The sequence below is a fragment of the Clostridium sp. CTA-17 genome, from assembly GCF_054767895.1.
On record NZ_BAAABF010000001.1, the window covers coordinates 532,762 to 547,710 of the forward strand.

The following is a 14,949-nucleotide window of genomic DNA, read 5'->3' on the forward strand; positions in this document are numbered from 1 at the left end:
AAAGAATAGTAAGATTGATGCTATAAATTTTAAAATTAGCTTAAGTGAAAGCTAAAATATATATTAAGACCAACTTAATTTTTCAAAGAGTTTCTATAAACAAAGAAACTCTAATGAATTATTAAGTAGGTCTTTTATTTTGGAAATAAATTTAAGTTTAAAAGAGTGATAAAAGCAAATATGTAACATCCTTATATATATAGGCATAGTATATTACTATAACGAAATTACAATATATGTAAAGGATGGATAAATAATATGTATGATTGTACTGATGACAAATTTAAATTAGAGTATGCACGTGCATATATATTGCCTCAGAAATATGAAAACTTATATTCAATCTGTAAAGGTTTCTGGAAAGGAACAATCTTTAAAGATTTATACAGACCATATAAAGAAAATAAAGAATGTTAATGAGGTGAAATTATGAAAGCACTAGAATTATTAGATGATATACAAAAGTTACAATTTTATGCAGTTGAATTAAATCTTTATCTTGATAATTTCCCAGAAAACAGAAAAGCTACTGAGGACTATAAAGAAATATCTTCAAAATTAAGCGAATTAATAGAAAGATTTGAATGTGAATATGGACCTATAAGAAATTTTGGGCAGGCTTATGTAGAGAATCCAGTTGCATGGATTGAACAACCTTGGCCTTGGGAAATTAGATATTAGGAGGATTTAATTATGTGGTATTATGTAAAAACTTTAGAATATCCAATAAACTTAAAGTGTAATGATCTTAGAATGGCAAAGTTTTTAATATCTCAATATGGTGGACCTGATGGAGAGTTAAGTGCAGCACTTAGATACTTAAACCAAAGGTATACAATGCCAACAAATAAAGCAAAAGGATTATTAACTGACATAGGAACAGAAGAAATGGCTCACGTAGAAATGATTGCAACTATGATTTATCAGTTAATGGAGAATGCTTCTCTTGAGGATTTGAAAAAGGCTGGACTAGCTGAACGTTACACAGACCATGGTAAAGCATTATTTTACTCTGATGCTCAAGGAAATCCATGGACAGCAACTTACATTCAAGCCAAAGGAGATGTTGTAGCCGATTTACACGATGATATGGCAGCAGAACAAAAGGCTAGAGCAACTTACCAATGGCTTATAAACTTAACTGATGACCAAGATATAAAGGAAATCTTACGTTTCTTAAGAGAAAGAGAAATTGTTCACTTCCAAAGATTCGGTGAAGCATTAATGGATGTTCAAGACAAAATGAAATGTAAAAAATAAGTAGAACAAAAGGGCTATATCAAAATTTATTTTGATACAGGCCCTTTATTTATATTTTAATCTAAAATTTTAGTTTGGAGACTTTGCAATTTCAATTGCCTTCTCTAAAAGTTCATCTTTTCCTTCCCTTATTCCTTGAATAGTTGGCTTTACATATACGTCAGGTTCAATCCCTATTCTTTGAGTTTCAAAGCCTTCAGGAGTATATACACCTATGCCAGTTATGTGAGTTATTATTCCACCAGGTAAGGTGAAGGCTGACACATTACCATCTGCACCTATAGAATTTTCTCCAATTACAACTGCGTTAGGTGACTTTCTAAGGGCCATTGTAGTAAATTCAGCATTACTTTGAGTACATTCATTAATTATTATTACAATTTTCCCCTTATAATAATCCTTATTATTTTTTCCAACGGAAAAATCTTCAGTATATACAAATTCACCAGGTATTGATTGGTTAGCGATTGTCATTTTTGAAAACATAGTTTTTTCTGGTAAGAGATAATCAGGCATTGTATAAGTTATCATATCTGAAGGATAATACCTTAAATCAACAATTATTCCATCAGTATCTTTAAACTCTTTCATAATTACCTTTATTTCATCTTTATCTAAAGCTCCAGGGTTTATATATCCTATATTATTAGTTAAAAGCTTATGGGATCCTCCATTTATTTCATTAATATCAACTTCTTGTAGATCATAACACTTAACTTCCTCAATTAAATCCTTTCCATCTCGTTCTATTTTAAGGGGTAAGCTATCATCAGAAGTTCTGAATAAAAAATAGCTTAAGCCATTTACTATAGCTTCATCACGAGAAAATGAAAGATATTTAGATTTTTCCTTTATTACTTGGAATATATCTTTATTATTAATTTCTAATATTACATCTCCAACTTTCAAATTGCAGTGATCTTCATATTTATTAATTATATCTGTAACAACAATTTTATCCTCAACTAAAAGAAATTTAATAGGTGCAATATTTACTCCCCAATAATTATACAAAGTATAATTAAAATCACTAATAGATGCATGAGAATCATGTATTCTTGAAGTTAATTCTGATAAGGTTAGTTTATATGATAAATCATTATCACTATTTATAATTTTTGGAATAAACTCATTTAACACCTTATTCCAGTCCTCACCTATAACAGTTCTGTATGGATAATAATACTCAATTATATTCCAATATCTAAAAAGAGCTAGAAGCTTGTATCCATCATCATTATAGTCAATAGAAGCATACTTGTGTTCATTACCGAAATTTGGATACACAGAATCTTTTTCATAATTTACATAAGCCTTATCTCTATTAGAAATATAAGTCTTTGACATTTTAATTAATAGTGTGCTAAGTTCTCTGCCTAAATAGTTTTCATCACTTATCCAATTAGTATCTGCCTTAATCTTAACTTCATCATTTTCACTATATGAGCTTTCTTTGAACTCTCCAAATTTATTAAGCCAAGTATATAAAATATTGTTTACTTCATCTTGATTTTTAGATTCTAATACCATAGGCATAATTCTGAAAAGTTCAAAATCCCAGTTTTTTGAACCATCTACTACTTTAGGGTGATAATACTTAGCAAATCCCCAAACCCTGCATAGTTTATTTAAACTTTCAATCTTAGTATTATCTAAATCATAAATAGTAATATTTGATCCTTTTATAAATTCTGTATTAACGGAATTTCTATTATTATAATAAAATAAAACACCTGAGATAATTATACCTATAGTTATAATTATTAAAACTAATTTTTCTTTTGAGCTAAAGATTTTCTTTTTATCATCCATTTTTATATCTTCCCTTCTTGATAAATTAGTTTATTAGTTAGGGTATGTTTCCTTATTATTCATTTTGATATATAAATTTAATATTTCTTTATATTTACAACATATCTTTTAAAGCAAAACTAAGTTCTTATATAGCTCATTATGCCTAATATATAAGCATTAAGAAACTTTTTTAACTTAATATATAATAATTCTTTTAGCTTAAATTACCCATATTTATTATATTTTTTATGTGGGGAAAGATTAAAAGTAGACTAGTTTTATATATTGGTATTTTAAAAAAGCATAATACAAAGCTATTTAATCTCTTTACAAGCCAATTCATAACCACCACGAGCTATTGTAATTTCTACTTCATAGATCACATTGTCTAATTTGAATGTTACAGGTTTTTCTTTACTTATAAATTCAACATTACTTTCTTGCTTTAAAATCGTATCACATATGGTATTAGCTGAAGGGTACTGTAATGAATCCTTTAACTCAACAACAAAAGTTTTCCTAAAAAGTTTCATTATTAAAATCACTCCTTTTTATAAAATTATATGCTTAGATGTTATATATTTACATTTATTATACCAGGATAGTATCACTTATAAAGAATTTTAATGAAATATTTACTTAAAATACATAATATAAAATATTTTTACATGATATAATAAAGTTGTAATAAAAGTAAAAATATGTATATAAATGTTGAGGATGTATTTTAAATTAGAGTATAGCCTTTAGATGAATGGTGATTTTTATTTAATTATTAAATTTAAGGCGATGATTTTATTTTACTGATCTTGTTACACAAGATAATTAACATATTAAAAGTTTAGAATACATTTTTAATAGAAGTGTACAATTAATAAGCAATTAAATAATATATTAATTAGTTATAGGGGAACTAGTTATATAGATTTAATAAGTTTATTAAGTTTAATTTTTACTAGATTATTTTAGGGGGTGTTATAGAGGGGAATTTTGGTCTTATGTAAATTATAAAATTTATTATTAATTTTATAATTTAAGAAAACGTTTTTAAGCAATCATAAATAAATATATTCTAATTTATAATCTGTTAATTTACTATGGAAATTTAGTTTGATTCTTTCAGAAAAAAAGGGGTTCTTAAAGAATCAATTTAACAGTTAGTGGAATTTATAGGGGGAATATTAATATGATGAAATATTTTCAGAAATTAGGTAAATCTTTAATGCTACCAGTTGCTGCACTTCCAGTAGCAGGTATATTAATGGGAATTGGATATTGGCTAGACCCAAGTGGATGGGGTGCTAATAGTGTAGTATCAGCATTCTTATTAAAATCTGGTGGAGCTATTATAGATAATATGGCAATCTTATTTGCTATTGGGGTAGCTGTTGGTATGTCAGATGATAATGATGGAGCAGCAGGTTTAGCAGGTCTAGTATCATGGCTTATGATAACTACATTATTATCTAGTGCCGTTGTTGCAATGATACAAGGAGTAGATGTTGAAGCTGTTAACCCAGCCTTTGGAAAAATACAAAACCAATTTATAGGTATCGTAGCCGGTTTAATAGGAGCTAGTTGCTACAATAGATTTAAAAATACTAAATTACCAGATTTCTTAGGATTTTTTAGTGGAAGAAGATGTGTTGCTATAGTAACAGCACTTGCTTCAATAGTAGCTTCTTTAGTTTTATACTTTGTATATCCTGTAATATATAGCGCATTAGTTTCATTTGGTGAATCAATAATAGCTATGGGACCAATAGGAGCTGGTGTTTATGGATTCTTCAATAGATTATTAATACCACTTGGTTTACACCATGCTTTAAACTCAGTATTCTGGTTTGATGTTGCTGGTATAAATGATATAGCAAACTTCTGGACTGGAACAGGTACTTTAGGACAAACAGGTATGTATATGTCAGGTTTCTTCCCAGTAATGATGTTTGGTTTACCTGCTGCTGCTTTTGCAATGTATCGTTGTGCAAAAACTAATAAAAAGAAGGCTGCTGCTGGTATATTATTAGCTGCTGCTTTATCATCATTCGTTACAGGAGTAACTGAACCATTAGAATTTGCATTCATGTTCTTAGCACCAGCTTTATATGTAGCTCATGCTTTATTAACAGGAATATCTATGGCAGTTGTTGCTGCTTTACCAGTAAGAGCAGGATTTAACTTTAGTGCTGGTTTAGTAGACTGGATATTAAGTTTTGCATCACCAATGGCATTAAATCCATTATACTTATTAGGTATAGGTTTAGTAGTGGGAGTTATATACTATGTAGTATTCGTAGTTATGATAAAGAAATTTGACTTAAAGACTCCAGGTAGAGAAGATGATGAGGATGATGATTCAAATGCAGTTTTAGCAAATAATAACTACACTGAAGTTGCAAAAATCATCTTAGAAGGACTAGGTGGACCTTCTAATATTACTTCAATTGATAACTGTATAACTAGATTAAGATTAGAAGTAAAAGATAATACACTAGTTAATGAGAAAAAGATAAAATCATCTGGTGTTTCAGGAGTTATAAGACCTGGAAAAACAAGTGTTCAAGTTATAGTTGGAACACAAGTACAATTCGTAGCTGACGAGTTTAAGAAGCTTTGTAAGTCTAAGAATTACGTATAATAATTAATATGGTTAATATAAAGGTTTTATATTAAAAGTTTAATATTTAGATTAAGACTTTTAAATAAAAAAATAATAAAGTATCTCTTATATTTAAAAATAATTCCAGTGGAGTAGTTAGATATTTCTACTGGAATTTTTTTATAAGAAACCCCAATTGTATAGAATTTAAAATGATTTGTATAAATGTATAGATTTTAATTCTAATTAATTTGTATATATTGTAAAATAAATTAATATAGTTATTAGAATATAGATTGGGGAGATTTTATGAAACAAGCAGATTTAACAGGAATTCTAGTACTTGCTTTTTTAGGTGGAGGAATATTAACCTTTTTAGGGACAATAATTAAATACTTTAATGCAGGAGATATTCTTAATGGCTTTGATGAAAAGAAGCATGATAAAGAGAAAGTATCTAGAATTGTCGGAATGGATTTTTTGATAATTGGATTAAGTGTAATAATAATTGCTCTTATTAGTATATTTATAGATAAGAAATATTATAATGCTATAATGATAACACAAGGAATTATCATTGTTTTGGGATTAATAAAAGCTTTATATGATCAATTCTTTAAATGTGGTAAAAATTAATTGCAAATAAATATGAAGATGGGGTGTTTTTATGTTTAAATTAAATCTAAAAGAAGACGATATTCTAATGAAAATTACTGTTATGAAACAAGTGAGTAATAAAGATGCAGCTATAAATTTTATATCAAATTTAGTAACTAGAGCTGGTGGAGATGTTGCGTATAAAGTTAATCTAATTACAACTAAGGATTCTCTTTATTTAGAGCATGTAGGACATGCATCCTTAGGTTATGCTGAAGAAACAAGAGAGGTTGATCAGATACCATTTGAAGATTTAAAAGAATTTTCAGTAACTACTAAAGATAACAATGAAGAAGTAAAAATAGTAACTACTAATAAAGAATTTAATCTTTTTAGAGACAATTCAAGAGGTGATAATTTAGCTTTAACTATGGCTAAGGTAGTAGAAGATCTAAAGTAATATAGATTTAAATTAATATAAAACTATAAAAATACGTGTGTTTATTTAAATTTACAAATTAGTAATATAATTCATAAAGGGATAAATAAAAAGCTAGTAAGAGAAAAGGGAAAGTTCTTACTAGCTTTTATTGTTTATAATTGAGTATCTATAAATTAGTGGTTTTTTAGGATTTAATTTTATCTATAAAGTAATCTTATAAAAGATGAATAAATTGTAAAAAAATATAAATAATAAGTCGTTTTTTATAATATTACATAAAAATTTATAATATCTTATATTGAATATAGAATTAAATTTTTGTATTATATAAATACTAAAATAATATATTGGCAAACCTAGGGAAATCTAGAGACGCAAAGCTAAAGGGGCTAAGGTTATATTATAACTATGCTAGCCAGTTGCCGAAGAATTAATATTCTTTGTTTTAATAGAGTTAATTTATAAATATATACTTAAAGTATGTATTTATTTTTAGAGCTATTTTTTAGGCAACTATCCTTTAATTAATATTAAGGATAGTTTTTTTTGAATAAAAAAGATCACTCTATTATATGGTATAGACGTAGGTAGATAACTCTTGGTTACATATAAATATGAGGGGGAAAATTATGAAGAAAAAAATATCTAAAATTCTTATTGCATCAATGATAATGTCAAATGCAAGTCCAATCTTAAATGTTTATGCTAGTGAGGTTATAAAGAAAAAAATAACTTCTATAGAGGAAAGTATAATAAATCAAGCATCTATAAATCAATTCAATTTAAATAGCTACGAAAATTTTGAAGGGTACAATGAAAAATATAAAGTACAAAGAAATGAAATAGTTTCAATAACAAATAATGGTGGACAATATTCATCAAGCTCTATAGATAAAGCTATAGATGGTGATTTATCTACTCACTGGGAAACCGGAAGACAAAATAGTTCTGATTTTACAAATGAAGTTGTAGTTGAATTTAATGATTTAGAATCAATAGATAGAATAGCATATGCAACAAGACAAGATGGAGCAAGAGGAAAGGGATATCCAACAGAGTTTGATATATATGCTTCACAAACTGGAAATGATGATGACTTTAAATTAGTTTCTCAAGGGACAAGCAAGTCAACAGGAAACCTTATGGAGTTTAAGTTTGATACAGTACAAGCTAAGAAAATAAAATTTGTCTTTAAAGTAGCAGATAGAAACTGGGCAAGTGCTTCAGAGTTTTGGTTTTATAAGGAAGATAAAATCATGGATAAGGTGAATTCTATATTCACAAATGAAGAGAAAAACAAGGTGAATCCAGAATTTGACACTATAGAAAAATTAGATGTTTTTGAAAATGAGATTAAAGATCATCCATTTTATGAGAGTTTTAGAGAAATAATAGAAAATGCTAAGTTAGTTTTACAAGGAAACAATGTAGTTTACAAGGATGCCTTAGTAAGTAAATTTAAAGATTTTAATGATGAATCATTAAAAAAATATAATGAACTATTTAAGATAAATACATCATCAATAACGACTAATGGAGGAAATTATGCAGAGAATACAATAGATAGAGCTATTGATGGCGATGTTAATACAAAATGGCATTCTGGAAAGCAAAATAGTTCTGATTTTACAAATGAAGTAATAATTACTTTAGATAAATTAGAGACTTTAGATAGAGTAGTTTACACAAACTTAAATATGAGAGGATTTGCTGAGGCCTTTGACATATATACATCAAAGACAACTTCTGGAGATACCTTTGAAAAAGTTACTTCAGGAAACAGTAAAGTAACAAAAGACTCAATAGAAATTAAGTTTAATCCAACAGAAGCAAGAAGAGTTAAATTTGTATTTAAAAAAGGATATGAAAACTGGGCTTTAGCATCAGAGTTTACTTTCTATAAAGAAGATCAGTTAAGAGATAAAATGAGTAGATTATTCACAGATAGCACTATGAGTCAAGTATCTGAAGAATTTAATACTTTAGACAAAATAGAAAATTTAGAATCAGAAGCTAAGGAGCATCCTTTTTATAATGATTATAAAGAAGAATTAGAGAATGCTAAGTTAATTATTGAAAATAAAGAGGTTCAATATACTGATGCTAAAGTATCTGATTTCTTAAATCCAAATGATGAATTACTTTTAGATTATGATGCCATTTATAAGTTAGATAAAAGCAAAATAAAATCAATAAAAACTAATGGTGAGCAATATGCATCAGAATCTATAGATAAAGCTATAGATGGAGATTTCAATACAAAATGGCATTCAGGAAAACAAAATACAGAAAGCTTTACAAATGAAGTTGAGATAGAGTTAAATGAATTAACTACTTTAAATAGAATAGTATATACAGCACCTCGTGGTTCAAATAGAGGATTTGCTGAAGCTTTTGATATTTATACATCAAGAACAACTAAGGGAGATAATTATCAAAAGGTAACTAGTGGTAATGCTAACATAACACAAAATTCTGTAGAAATAAAATTTAATCCAACAGAATTTAAGAGAATTAAGTTTGTATTCAAAAAAGGTTATGAAAATTGGGCCTGTGCTAGTGAATTTGGATTATATAAAGAAGATAAAACATCAGATAAAGTTGATAAACTATTTACAAATGGATTAATGAATGAATTATCAGAAGAATTTAATACAGAAGAAAAATTAGCTTCATTAGAGGAAGAGGTAAAAAATCATCCACTTAAATCTTTATATGAAGGAGACTTAGCTTTAGCTAAGGACTTAATAAAAAATCCTAATAAGTTTCAAGCTGTAAAAATATACACAGCAGAACAAAGAGGTAGATATACAGAGGAAACATATATGAGAAGTATAAATGGTAATGCTTATGCATCCTTCCAATCAACTGGTTTATATGTGACTGCTGGTGAAGAGTTTGAGGTGTATGTTGAAGCAGACAGAAATGGTGTAATGCCTCAATTATGTTTTGGACAAGTTGGCAAAGGACAAGGGGATTGGAGAAGATGGTTAACCTTAAAGCCTGGAAGGAATATAATAAAAGCTCCAGAAAATATAAATCCAAGTGCGGTATATATAGTAAATAATGCAAATAAAAATGATCAAGCTTTTGCACCTAAAATAAGATTAGAAGGGGGAACAAAATTCCCTACGTATATATATGGTGAAACAGATCCAAGAGAATTTGCAAAAGAAGTAAAGGCTTATGCAGAGAAAGTTGAATATAGTGATGAAGCTTTTGCAAATGGTAATCCTGAAGGAAAGGTTTATAACATAATAGAGCTAGTATCCGAAAATTGTATAATAACTACAACTGCTAAAGGAGCAGTTAAAGCTTTGGACATTATGGAAAAGGATGATTTAACAGTAGAGGATACAATGAGGGAATGGGAAGAGATGTATGACATGTTCCAAGGTTTCCAAGGATTTGATAAAGATGCAACAGAAGAAAAACATAGTTATTTCCCTAATAAATTTATAGCAAGAGTATTTTTAGGTGTACCTTTAGGATATGCAGACCATGGATACACAGGATATTTAGGAAGTAATCCTGTTGAAAGAGATGAAGGTTTCTTTAAGCAAATAGTTTTACCAATAACTCATAAGAATAATGATAACTGGGCTTATAATCATGAGTTTGGTCACATATTCAATACTCAATATGTTGTAGATGGAGAAGTAACAAATAACCTTTATGCTCAAGAGTATAGAAGAATCAAAGGATTAGGTGGAGATAGAGCCAATTGGAATGAAATGATGAAGAGATTCAAAGGTGAAGATTTTGCAATGCATTATTTTGAAAGATTAGGTGTGTTATCTCAAATAAATATAGCCTATGGATATGATGCTTATGCAAAAATGTCTACTTATGTTAGAAATAATACTGAACAAATAAAATCTGTAAGAGGTTCTGATCAACAAAGATTAGCAGTGGCATATTCATTGGCTTTAAATGTTGATTTATTAGATTTCTTCGAAGGATGGAATTATATAGAAGTAACAGAAGAGATGAGAGAGGTAGTAGCTCATTTACCAAAACCAGATAAGAAAATAGAATACTTATATGGTGCTGCTTATGACTATAAAGGCAATGGATTTAATGAAAATCTTAAAGTACAAGTTAAATCTAAAATAAATGAAGAGGAAAGAACAAATACTCTATCATTTGAAATAGATTCAGAAAATAGAGATGACTTATTAGGATATGAGATATTAAAAGATGGTAAGGTTATAGGATATACTATAAACAATAATTTTGTAATCAAAGATATTGATTTAAGTGAAAATGCAAGTTATGATGTAGTACCTTATGCTAAGGATTTATCAACTGGTAAGGCTGTAAATATTAAAGCTTTTTCTCCAAATTTGGATATACAACAAGAGAGTATGATTGTTAATCTAAGAAGTGATTTTAACCCTGCTGATTATGTGAAGGGAACAACTTATAAGGGAGAAGATATAAGTTCTAATATAAAGATAGAAAGCAATGTAAACACAGCTGAAAAAGGTAAGTATGAAGTTAAATACACTTTAATGGATAATGATGTTAAAGTAGAAAAAATTATGAATGTAGAAGTTGTAAGCTCATATGATTACTTATCAGATGAAGAGTGGGAAAGTGTAGAAACTCAATGGGGAATTCCAAGAAGAAATACAAATATAAAAGGTAGAGTAAATGGAGAAATTAAAACCTTTGATAAGGGTATAGGAATACATGCTAATGGAAAAGTGGTATATGATTTAGAGGGAAAAGATTATGATATATTCGAAGTCTTATTAGGTGTTGATCAAACAATAGGAGCTAACAATAATTCAAGTATTTCTTTTAAGATTATAGCAGATGGAAAGACTTTAGAAACAACTAAGGTTTTAAGATATAACGATAATATGGTAGAAATAAGTGTTCCAGTTAAGGGCGTTAATAAGTTGGAAATACAAGTTAGTGATAGTGGAAATGGGAATACATCAGACCACGGTATAATAGTAAATCCAAAGTTATCAACTAATAATGTGAAGCCTAATATAACAACTGAAGATACAGTAATAAATGTTAAGGATAATTTTAATATATTAGATGGTGTTACTGCTAATGATGTTGAAGATGGTGATTTAACATCAAGCATAAAAGTAAAATCAAGTGACTTTGAAGCAAATAGAGGTGGAATATATACTGTAGTTTATGAAGTTACAGATAAAGACGGAAACACAGTTACTAATGAAAGAAAAATATATACAATAACTACAGCTGAAAGTCTAAGCGATAAGGAATGGAAATCAGCATCATCTGGATGGAGAGACGTAAAAAAAGACTTAAGTGTTGAAGATAATAGAATAACTTTACTTGGTGAAAATGGACAAGAAGTGGAATATGATAAAGGTCTTGGAACTCATGCAAACTCAGAGATAGTTTATGATTTATCAGGTAAAAATTATGGAATGTTTGAAACTTATGTTGGTGTAGATAGAGAAATGAGAAACTCTAATGAGCCATCAGTAATCTTTGAAGTTTACGTTGATGGAAAAAAAGTATTTGATAGCGGTGTTATGAATGTAAACACTGAAAGAAAGCATGTTTTAATTCCAATAGCAGGAGCAAGTGAGCTTAAATTAGTCGCTAAAGATGGTGGAAATGGAAATGCAGGGGATCATGTAGACTGGGCAGATGCAAAAGTTTATACTACAAGCGATAAACCAATATTAACTGGGGAAGAGGTAGCCTTAAATATAGGTGATTCATTTGACCCATTACAAGGAATGGTTGCTAAGGATCCTGAAGATGGAGACATAACAAAGAATATAAAAGTTATAAATAATAATGTAAATACAAAAAGAGGAGGTAACTATGTAGTATCCTATGAAGTTACTGATTCTCATGGAAATAAAACTACACTAGATAGAAAAGTATCAGTTGTCAATGCTTATGATTATATAAGTGATAAAGAATGGAAATCAGCTAATTCAGGTTGGAGAAGTGTAAAAAAAGACCTAAGTGTTGAAGATAATACTATAACTTTACTTGGTGAAGATGGACAAGAAGTGCAATATAATAAGGGGATTGGAACTCATGCAACTTCAACAATAGTATATGATTTATCTGAGGAAAATTATAAGTTCTTTGAAGCATATGTTGGTGTAGATAGAGAGATGAGAAATTCTAAAGTATCATCATTAAGCTTTGAAATTTATGCTGATGGAAAAAAAGTATTTGATAGTGGGGTTATGAATTCAGATACTCCAAGAAAGCATGTTTTAATTCCAATAGTTGGAGTAAGTGAACTTAAATTAGTAGCTAAAGATGGTGGCAATGGAAATGGAGGAGATCATGCAGACTGGGCAGATGCTAAGTTATTATATGCAGACTCTAAGGATTTTACTGCTTTAGAAAAAATAGTTGAGGAAGCAAGAGGATTAGATGAAAGTCTATATACAGAGGAAAGCTTTAATAAATTACAAGTTACTTTAGAAAAAGCTAATAAAGTATTAGAAACTCCTAATCCAGAACAATCATTAATAGATTCTAGCATTATAGAGCTTAGAAAGGCTATTGATAATTTAGAATCAGCTATTGATTTAACAGAGGAAGTTAATATACCAGATAATAATTTAAAAAAGGCTATAAAAGATCAATTAAATATATCAAGTGATGTAATAACAAGAGGAGATATGAATAAATTAACAAGCTTATCAGCAGTAGGGAATGGAGTAAGTAACTTAGAAGGATTACAGTATGCTATGAATCTAGAAAGTTTAAATCTTGACTACAATGAAATAAGGGATATATCTCAAATAAAAGATTTAAAGAAACTTAATAATGTGAGTATAAGGGAACAATATATAGTTATAGGATCACCAAAAGAAGTTGATGGCAAGTATGTTATAAATGAATCTTTTGTAGGAAAAGATGGAATAAGACTAGTTCCTAAAGAAATAAATATAAGAAGAAATACAGATGGATCAAATATTGAAGTATCAAATGTTGATGTTCAAGGATCTTTAAATGATGGAAATTTAGAAATAGATACTAAGCTTTTTAAAGAAGGAGTTAGTGGCATATCAGTAGTATATGAGGATTTAGATGGAAAATATGTAGCAATTATTTCAACATTAGTAAGTAGATAATAAGAAACAGTAGATTTAAAAGAGAATTTTTGAATTTAAGTAAAGTGGAAGGGATTCGTACTCTAAATACGAATCCCTTCTTAATTTTATATAAAGTAAAACATTTGAAATTATGTTAAATTTCTAAATTGTAATTTAATTGATAAATTATTTAATAAAAAACTTTTATTTTAGCGGTTTTAATATATAGTATTGTAGAAATATTATGCATAATATAGCTAAAAACATAGGAAAGAAAGTATTAAATTTAAAACACACTATAAATAAACATAATATTAGAATAATGAAATTTAAAAAAGTTGAAAATAATATCTTTTTATATTTTTCTTCATTTAAATTTGTATATAGAATTCCATTAAATCTAATTTCAGTATCTCCATTAAAAAATGAACAAATTGGATTAACAATTCCAGTCATCAGCATAGTTAAAAGTATCATTAAAGAAATACAATAATATATAAGCATTTACACCTTTCCTCCTTACTTTAGAATTTTCATTTAACTTAAATTGTAATCTTATATTAAAAAATAATAATAAATTAATCAATAGGTTTTGCATAACTGGTCGAAAAATTAACAAAATTGGCATAAAAGTAAGGAACTGTATTAATAAAAAGTTGATAAAATATGAACTTATGAAATATAATATATAATTAATATTAATAAAATATATTAAGTATGTAACTCTATTTTGGTTAATTTTTATATATTGCTTAGGCTTGACTTTCATTATAAATAAAAACTTTTTAATCCTAGTAATTTATTCAATATAGCTTTTAAGCATATGAATATTAACTAATTGTTTAATTAGGATTTTAATTTAAACTAAATCAATCCTATCCAATATTAAATAATATTTTTCTAAGTAATAAGTAATAAATATTTATTAATAATCCTACCTAATTCTATAAAAGTTTCATCATTTAATATAAGTTATTATTAATTATATTAAATTTAGTTAAGATTTATAGTGATATAAAAAAATCTTAAAGTAAATTTTTCTTTTTAGACATATTATTCACTAAACATAATCTTTTTGTCTTTTATATTAAAAATAGATTAATATCTAACAATAAGTTAATAATTAAATTGTTAGATGTTGGTAGATTTCGTGTAATAAATTATATAAAATTAGTCTAAGGTTTATATTTTAGTAT

The 14,949-nt window shown here is 27.6% G+C and carries 9 protein-coding genes and 1 riboswitch; of the genes, 7 read left to right on the top strand and 2 right to left on the bottom strand.

What is annotated here, in order from left to right; all coding sequences use genetic code 11:
* Positions 1–258 precede the first annotated feature (258 nt).
* The 3 genes from ACYUCG_RS02290 to ACYUCG_RS02300 are packed head-to-tail and all read left to right on the top strand — an operon-like array spanning position 259 to position 1,260.
* Positions 259–417, top strand: a complete 159-nt coding sequence (locus ACYUCG_RS02290) for a spore coat associated protein CotJA (RefSeq protein ID WP_081092143.1) — start codon at positions 259–261, stop codon at positions 415–417.
* A gap of 12 nt (positions 418–429) precedes the next feature.
* Complete coding sequence (locus ACYUCG_RS02295; protein WP_003480805.1) at positions 430–681, top strand: spore coat protein CotJB; 252 nt, start codon at positions 430–432, stop codon at positions 679–681.
* 12 nt (positions 682–693) lie between these two features.
* On the top strand, positions 694–1,260 hold the full coding sequence (locus ACYUCG_RS02300; RefSeq protein ID WP_060794894.1) for a manganese catalase family protein: 567 nt from the start codon (positions 694–696) through the stop codon (positions 1,258–1,260).
* A gap of 69 nt (positions 1,261–1,329) precedes the next feature.
* Here the strand turns inward: ACYUCG_RS02300 and ACYUCG_RS02305 are convergent, their stop codons facing one another.
* Together ACYUCG_RS02305 and ACYUCG_RS02310 are read right to left on the bottom strand one after the other, a co-directional pair.
* Positions 1,330–3,072: a S41 family peptidase gene (locus ACYUCG_RS02305; RefSeq protein WP_060794895.1), complete on the bottom strand. Its 1,743-nt coding sequence runs from the start codon at positions 3,070–3,072 to the stop codon at positions 1,330–1,332.
* A gap of 296 nt (positions 3,073–3,368) precedes the next feature.
* Positions 3,369–3,587 (bottom strand): DUF4318 domain-containing protein, encoded by a 219-nt coding sequence (locus ACYUCG_RS02310; protein ID WP_060794896.1) that lies wholly within the window; start codon positions 3,585–3,587, stop codon positions 3,369–3,371.
* A gap of 653 nt (positions 3,588–4,240) precedes the next feature.
* Here ACYUCG_RS02310 and nagE point away from each other — a divergent pair.
* The 4 genes from nagE to ACYUCG_RS02330 all read left to right on the top strand — a co-directional run bounded on the left by nagE (position 4,241) and on the right by ACYUCG_RS02330 (position 13,792).
* Positions 4,241–5,692, top strand: a complete 1,452-nt coding sequence (gene nagE / locus ACYUCG_RS02315) for an N-acetylglucosamine-specific PTS transporter subunit IIBC (RefSeq protein ID WP_060794897.1) — start codon at positions 4,241–4,243, stop codon at positions 5,690–5,692.
* Between the two features lie 270 nt (positions 5,693–5,962).
* Positions 5,963–6,289 carry a DUF3784 domain-containing protein gene (locus tag ACYUCG_RS02320; protein ID WP_060794898.1) on the top strand — a complete coding sequence of 109 codons (327 nt, stop codon included), beginning with the start codon at positions 5,963–5,965 and terminating at the stop codon, positions 6,287–6,289.
* A gap of 31 nt (positions 6,290–6,320) precedes the next feature.
* Positions 6,321–6,710: a hypothetical protein gene (locus tag ACYUCG_RS02325; protein WP_283704247.1), complete on the top strand. Its 390-nt coding sequence runs from the start codon at positions 6,321–6,323 to the stop codon at positions 6,708–6,710.
* 321 nt (positions 6,711–7,031) lie between these two features.
* Positions 7,032–7,119, top strand: a riboswitch (cyclic di-GMP riboswitch).
* Between the two features lie 202 nt (positions 7,120–7,321).
* Positions 7,322–13,792 (top strand): NPCBM/NEW2 domain-containing protein, encoded by a 6,471-nt coding sequence (locus ACYUCG_RS02330; protein ID WP_460268012.1) that lies wholly within the window; start codon positions 7,322–7,324, stop codon positions 13,790–13,792.
* The last annotated feature ends 1,157 nt before the right edge of the window (positions 13,793–14,949 follow it).

What these genes read in the sequence shown, in the direction of transcription:
- ACYUCG_RS02330 (WP_460268012.1), top strand. Translation starts at nt 7,322, where the DNA reads ATGAAGAAAAAAATATCTAAAATTCTTATTGCATCAATGATAATGTCA.
- ACYUCG_RS02295 (WP_003480805.1), top strand. Translation starts at nt 430, where the DNA reads ATGAAAGCACTAGAATTATTAGATGATATACAAAAGTTACAATTTTAT.
- ACYUCG_RS02310 (WP_060794896.1), bottom strand. Translation starts at nt 3,587, where the DNA reads ATGAAACTTTTTAGGAAAACTTTTGTTGTTGAGTTAAAGGATTCATTA.
- ACYUCG_RS02290 (WP_081092143.1), top strand. Translation starts at nt 259, where the DNA reads ATGTATGATTGTACTGATGACAAATTTAAATTAGAGTATGCACGTGCA.
- ACYUCG_RS02300 (WP_060794894.1), top strand. Translation starts at nt 694, where the DNA reads ATGTGGTATTATGTAAAAACTTTAGAATATCCAATAAACTTAAAGTGT.
- ACYUCG_RS02305 (WP_060794895.1), bottom strand. Translation starts at nt 3,072, where the DNA reads ATGGATGATAAAAAGAAAATCTTTAGCTCAAAAGAAAAATTAGTTTTA.
- ACYUCG_RS02325 (WP_283704247.1), top strand. Translation starts at nt 6,321, where the DNA reads ATGTTTAAATTAAATCTAAAAGAAGACGATATTCTAATGAAAATTACT.
- ACYUCG_RS02320 (WP_060794898.1), top strand. Translation starts at nt 5,963, where the DNA reads ATGAAACAAGCAGATTTAACAGGAATTCTAGTACTTGCTTTTTTAGGT.
- nagE (WP_060794897.1), top strand. Translation starts at nt 4,241, where the DNA reads ATGATGAAATATTTTCAGAAATTAGGTAAATCTTTAATGCTACCAGTT.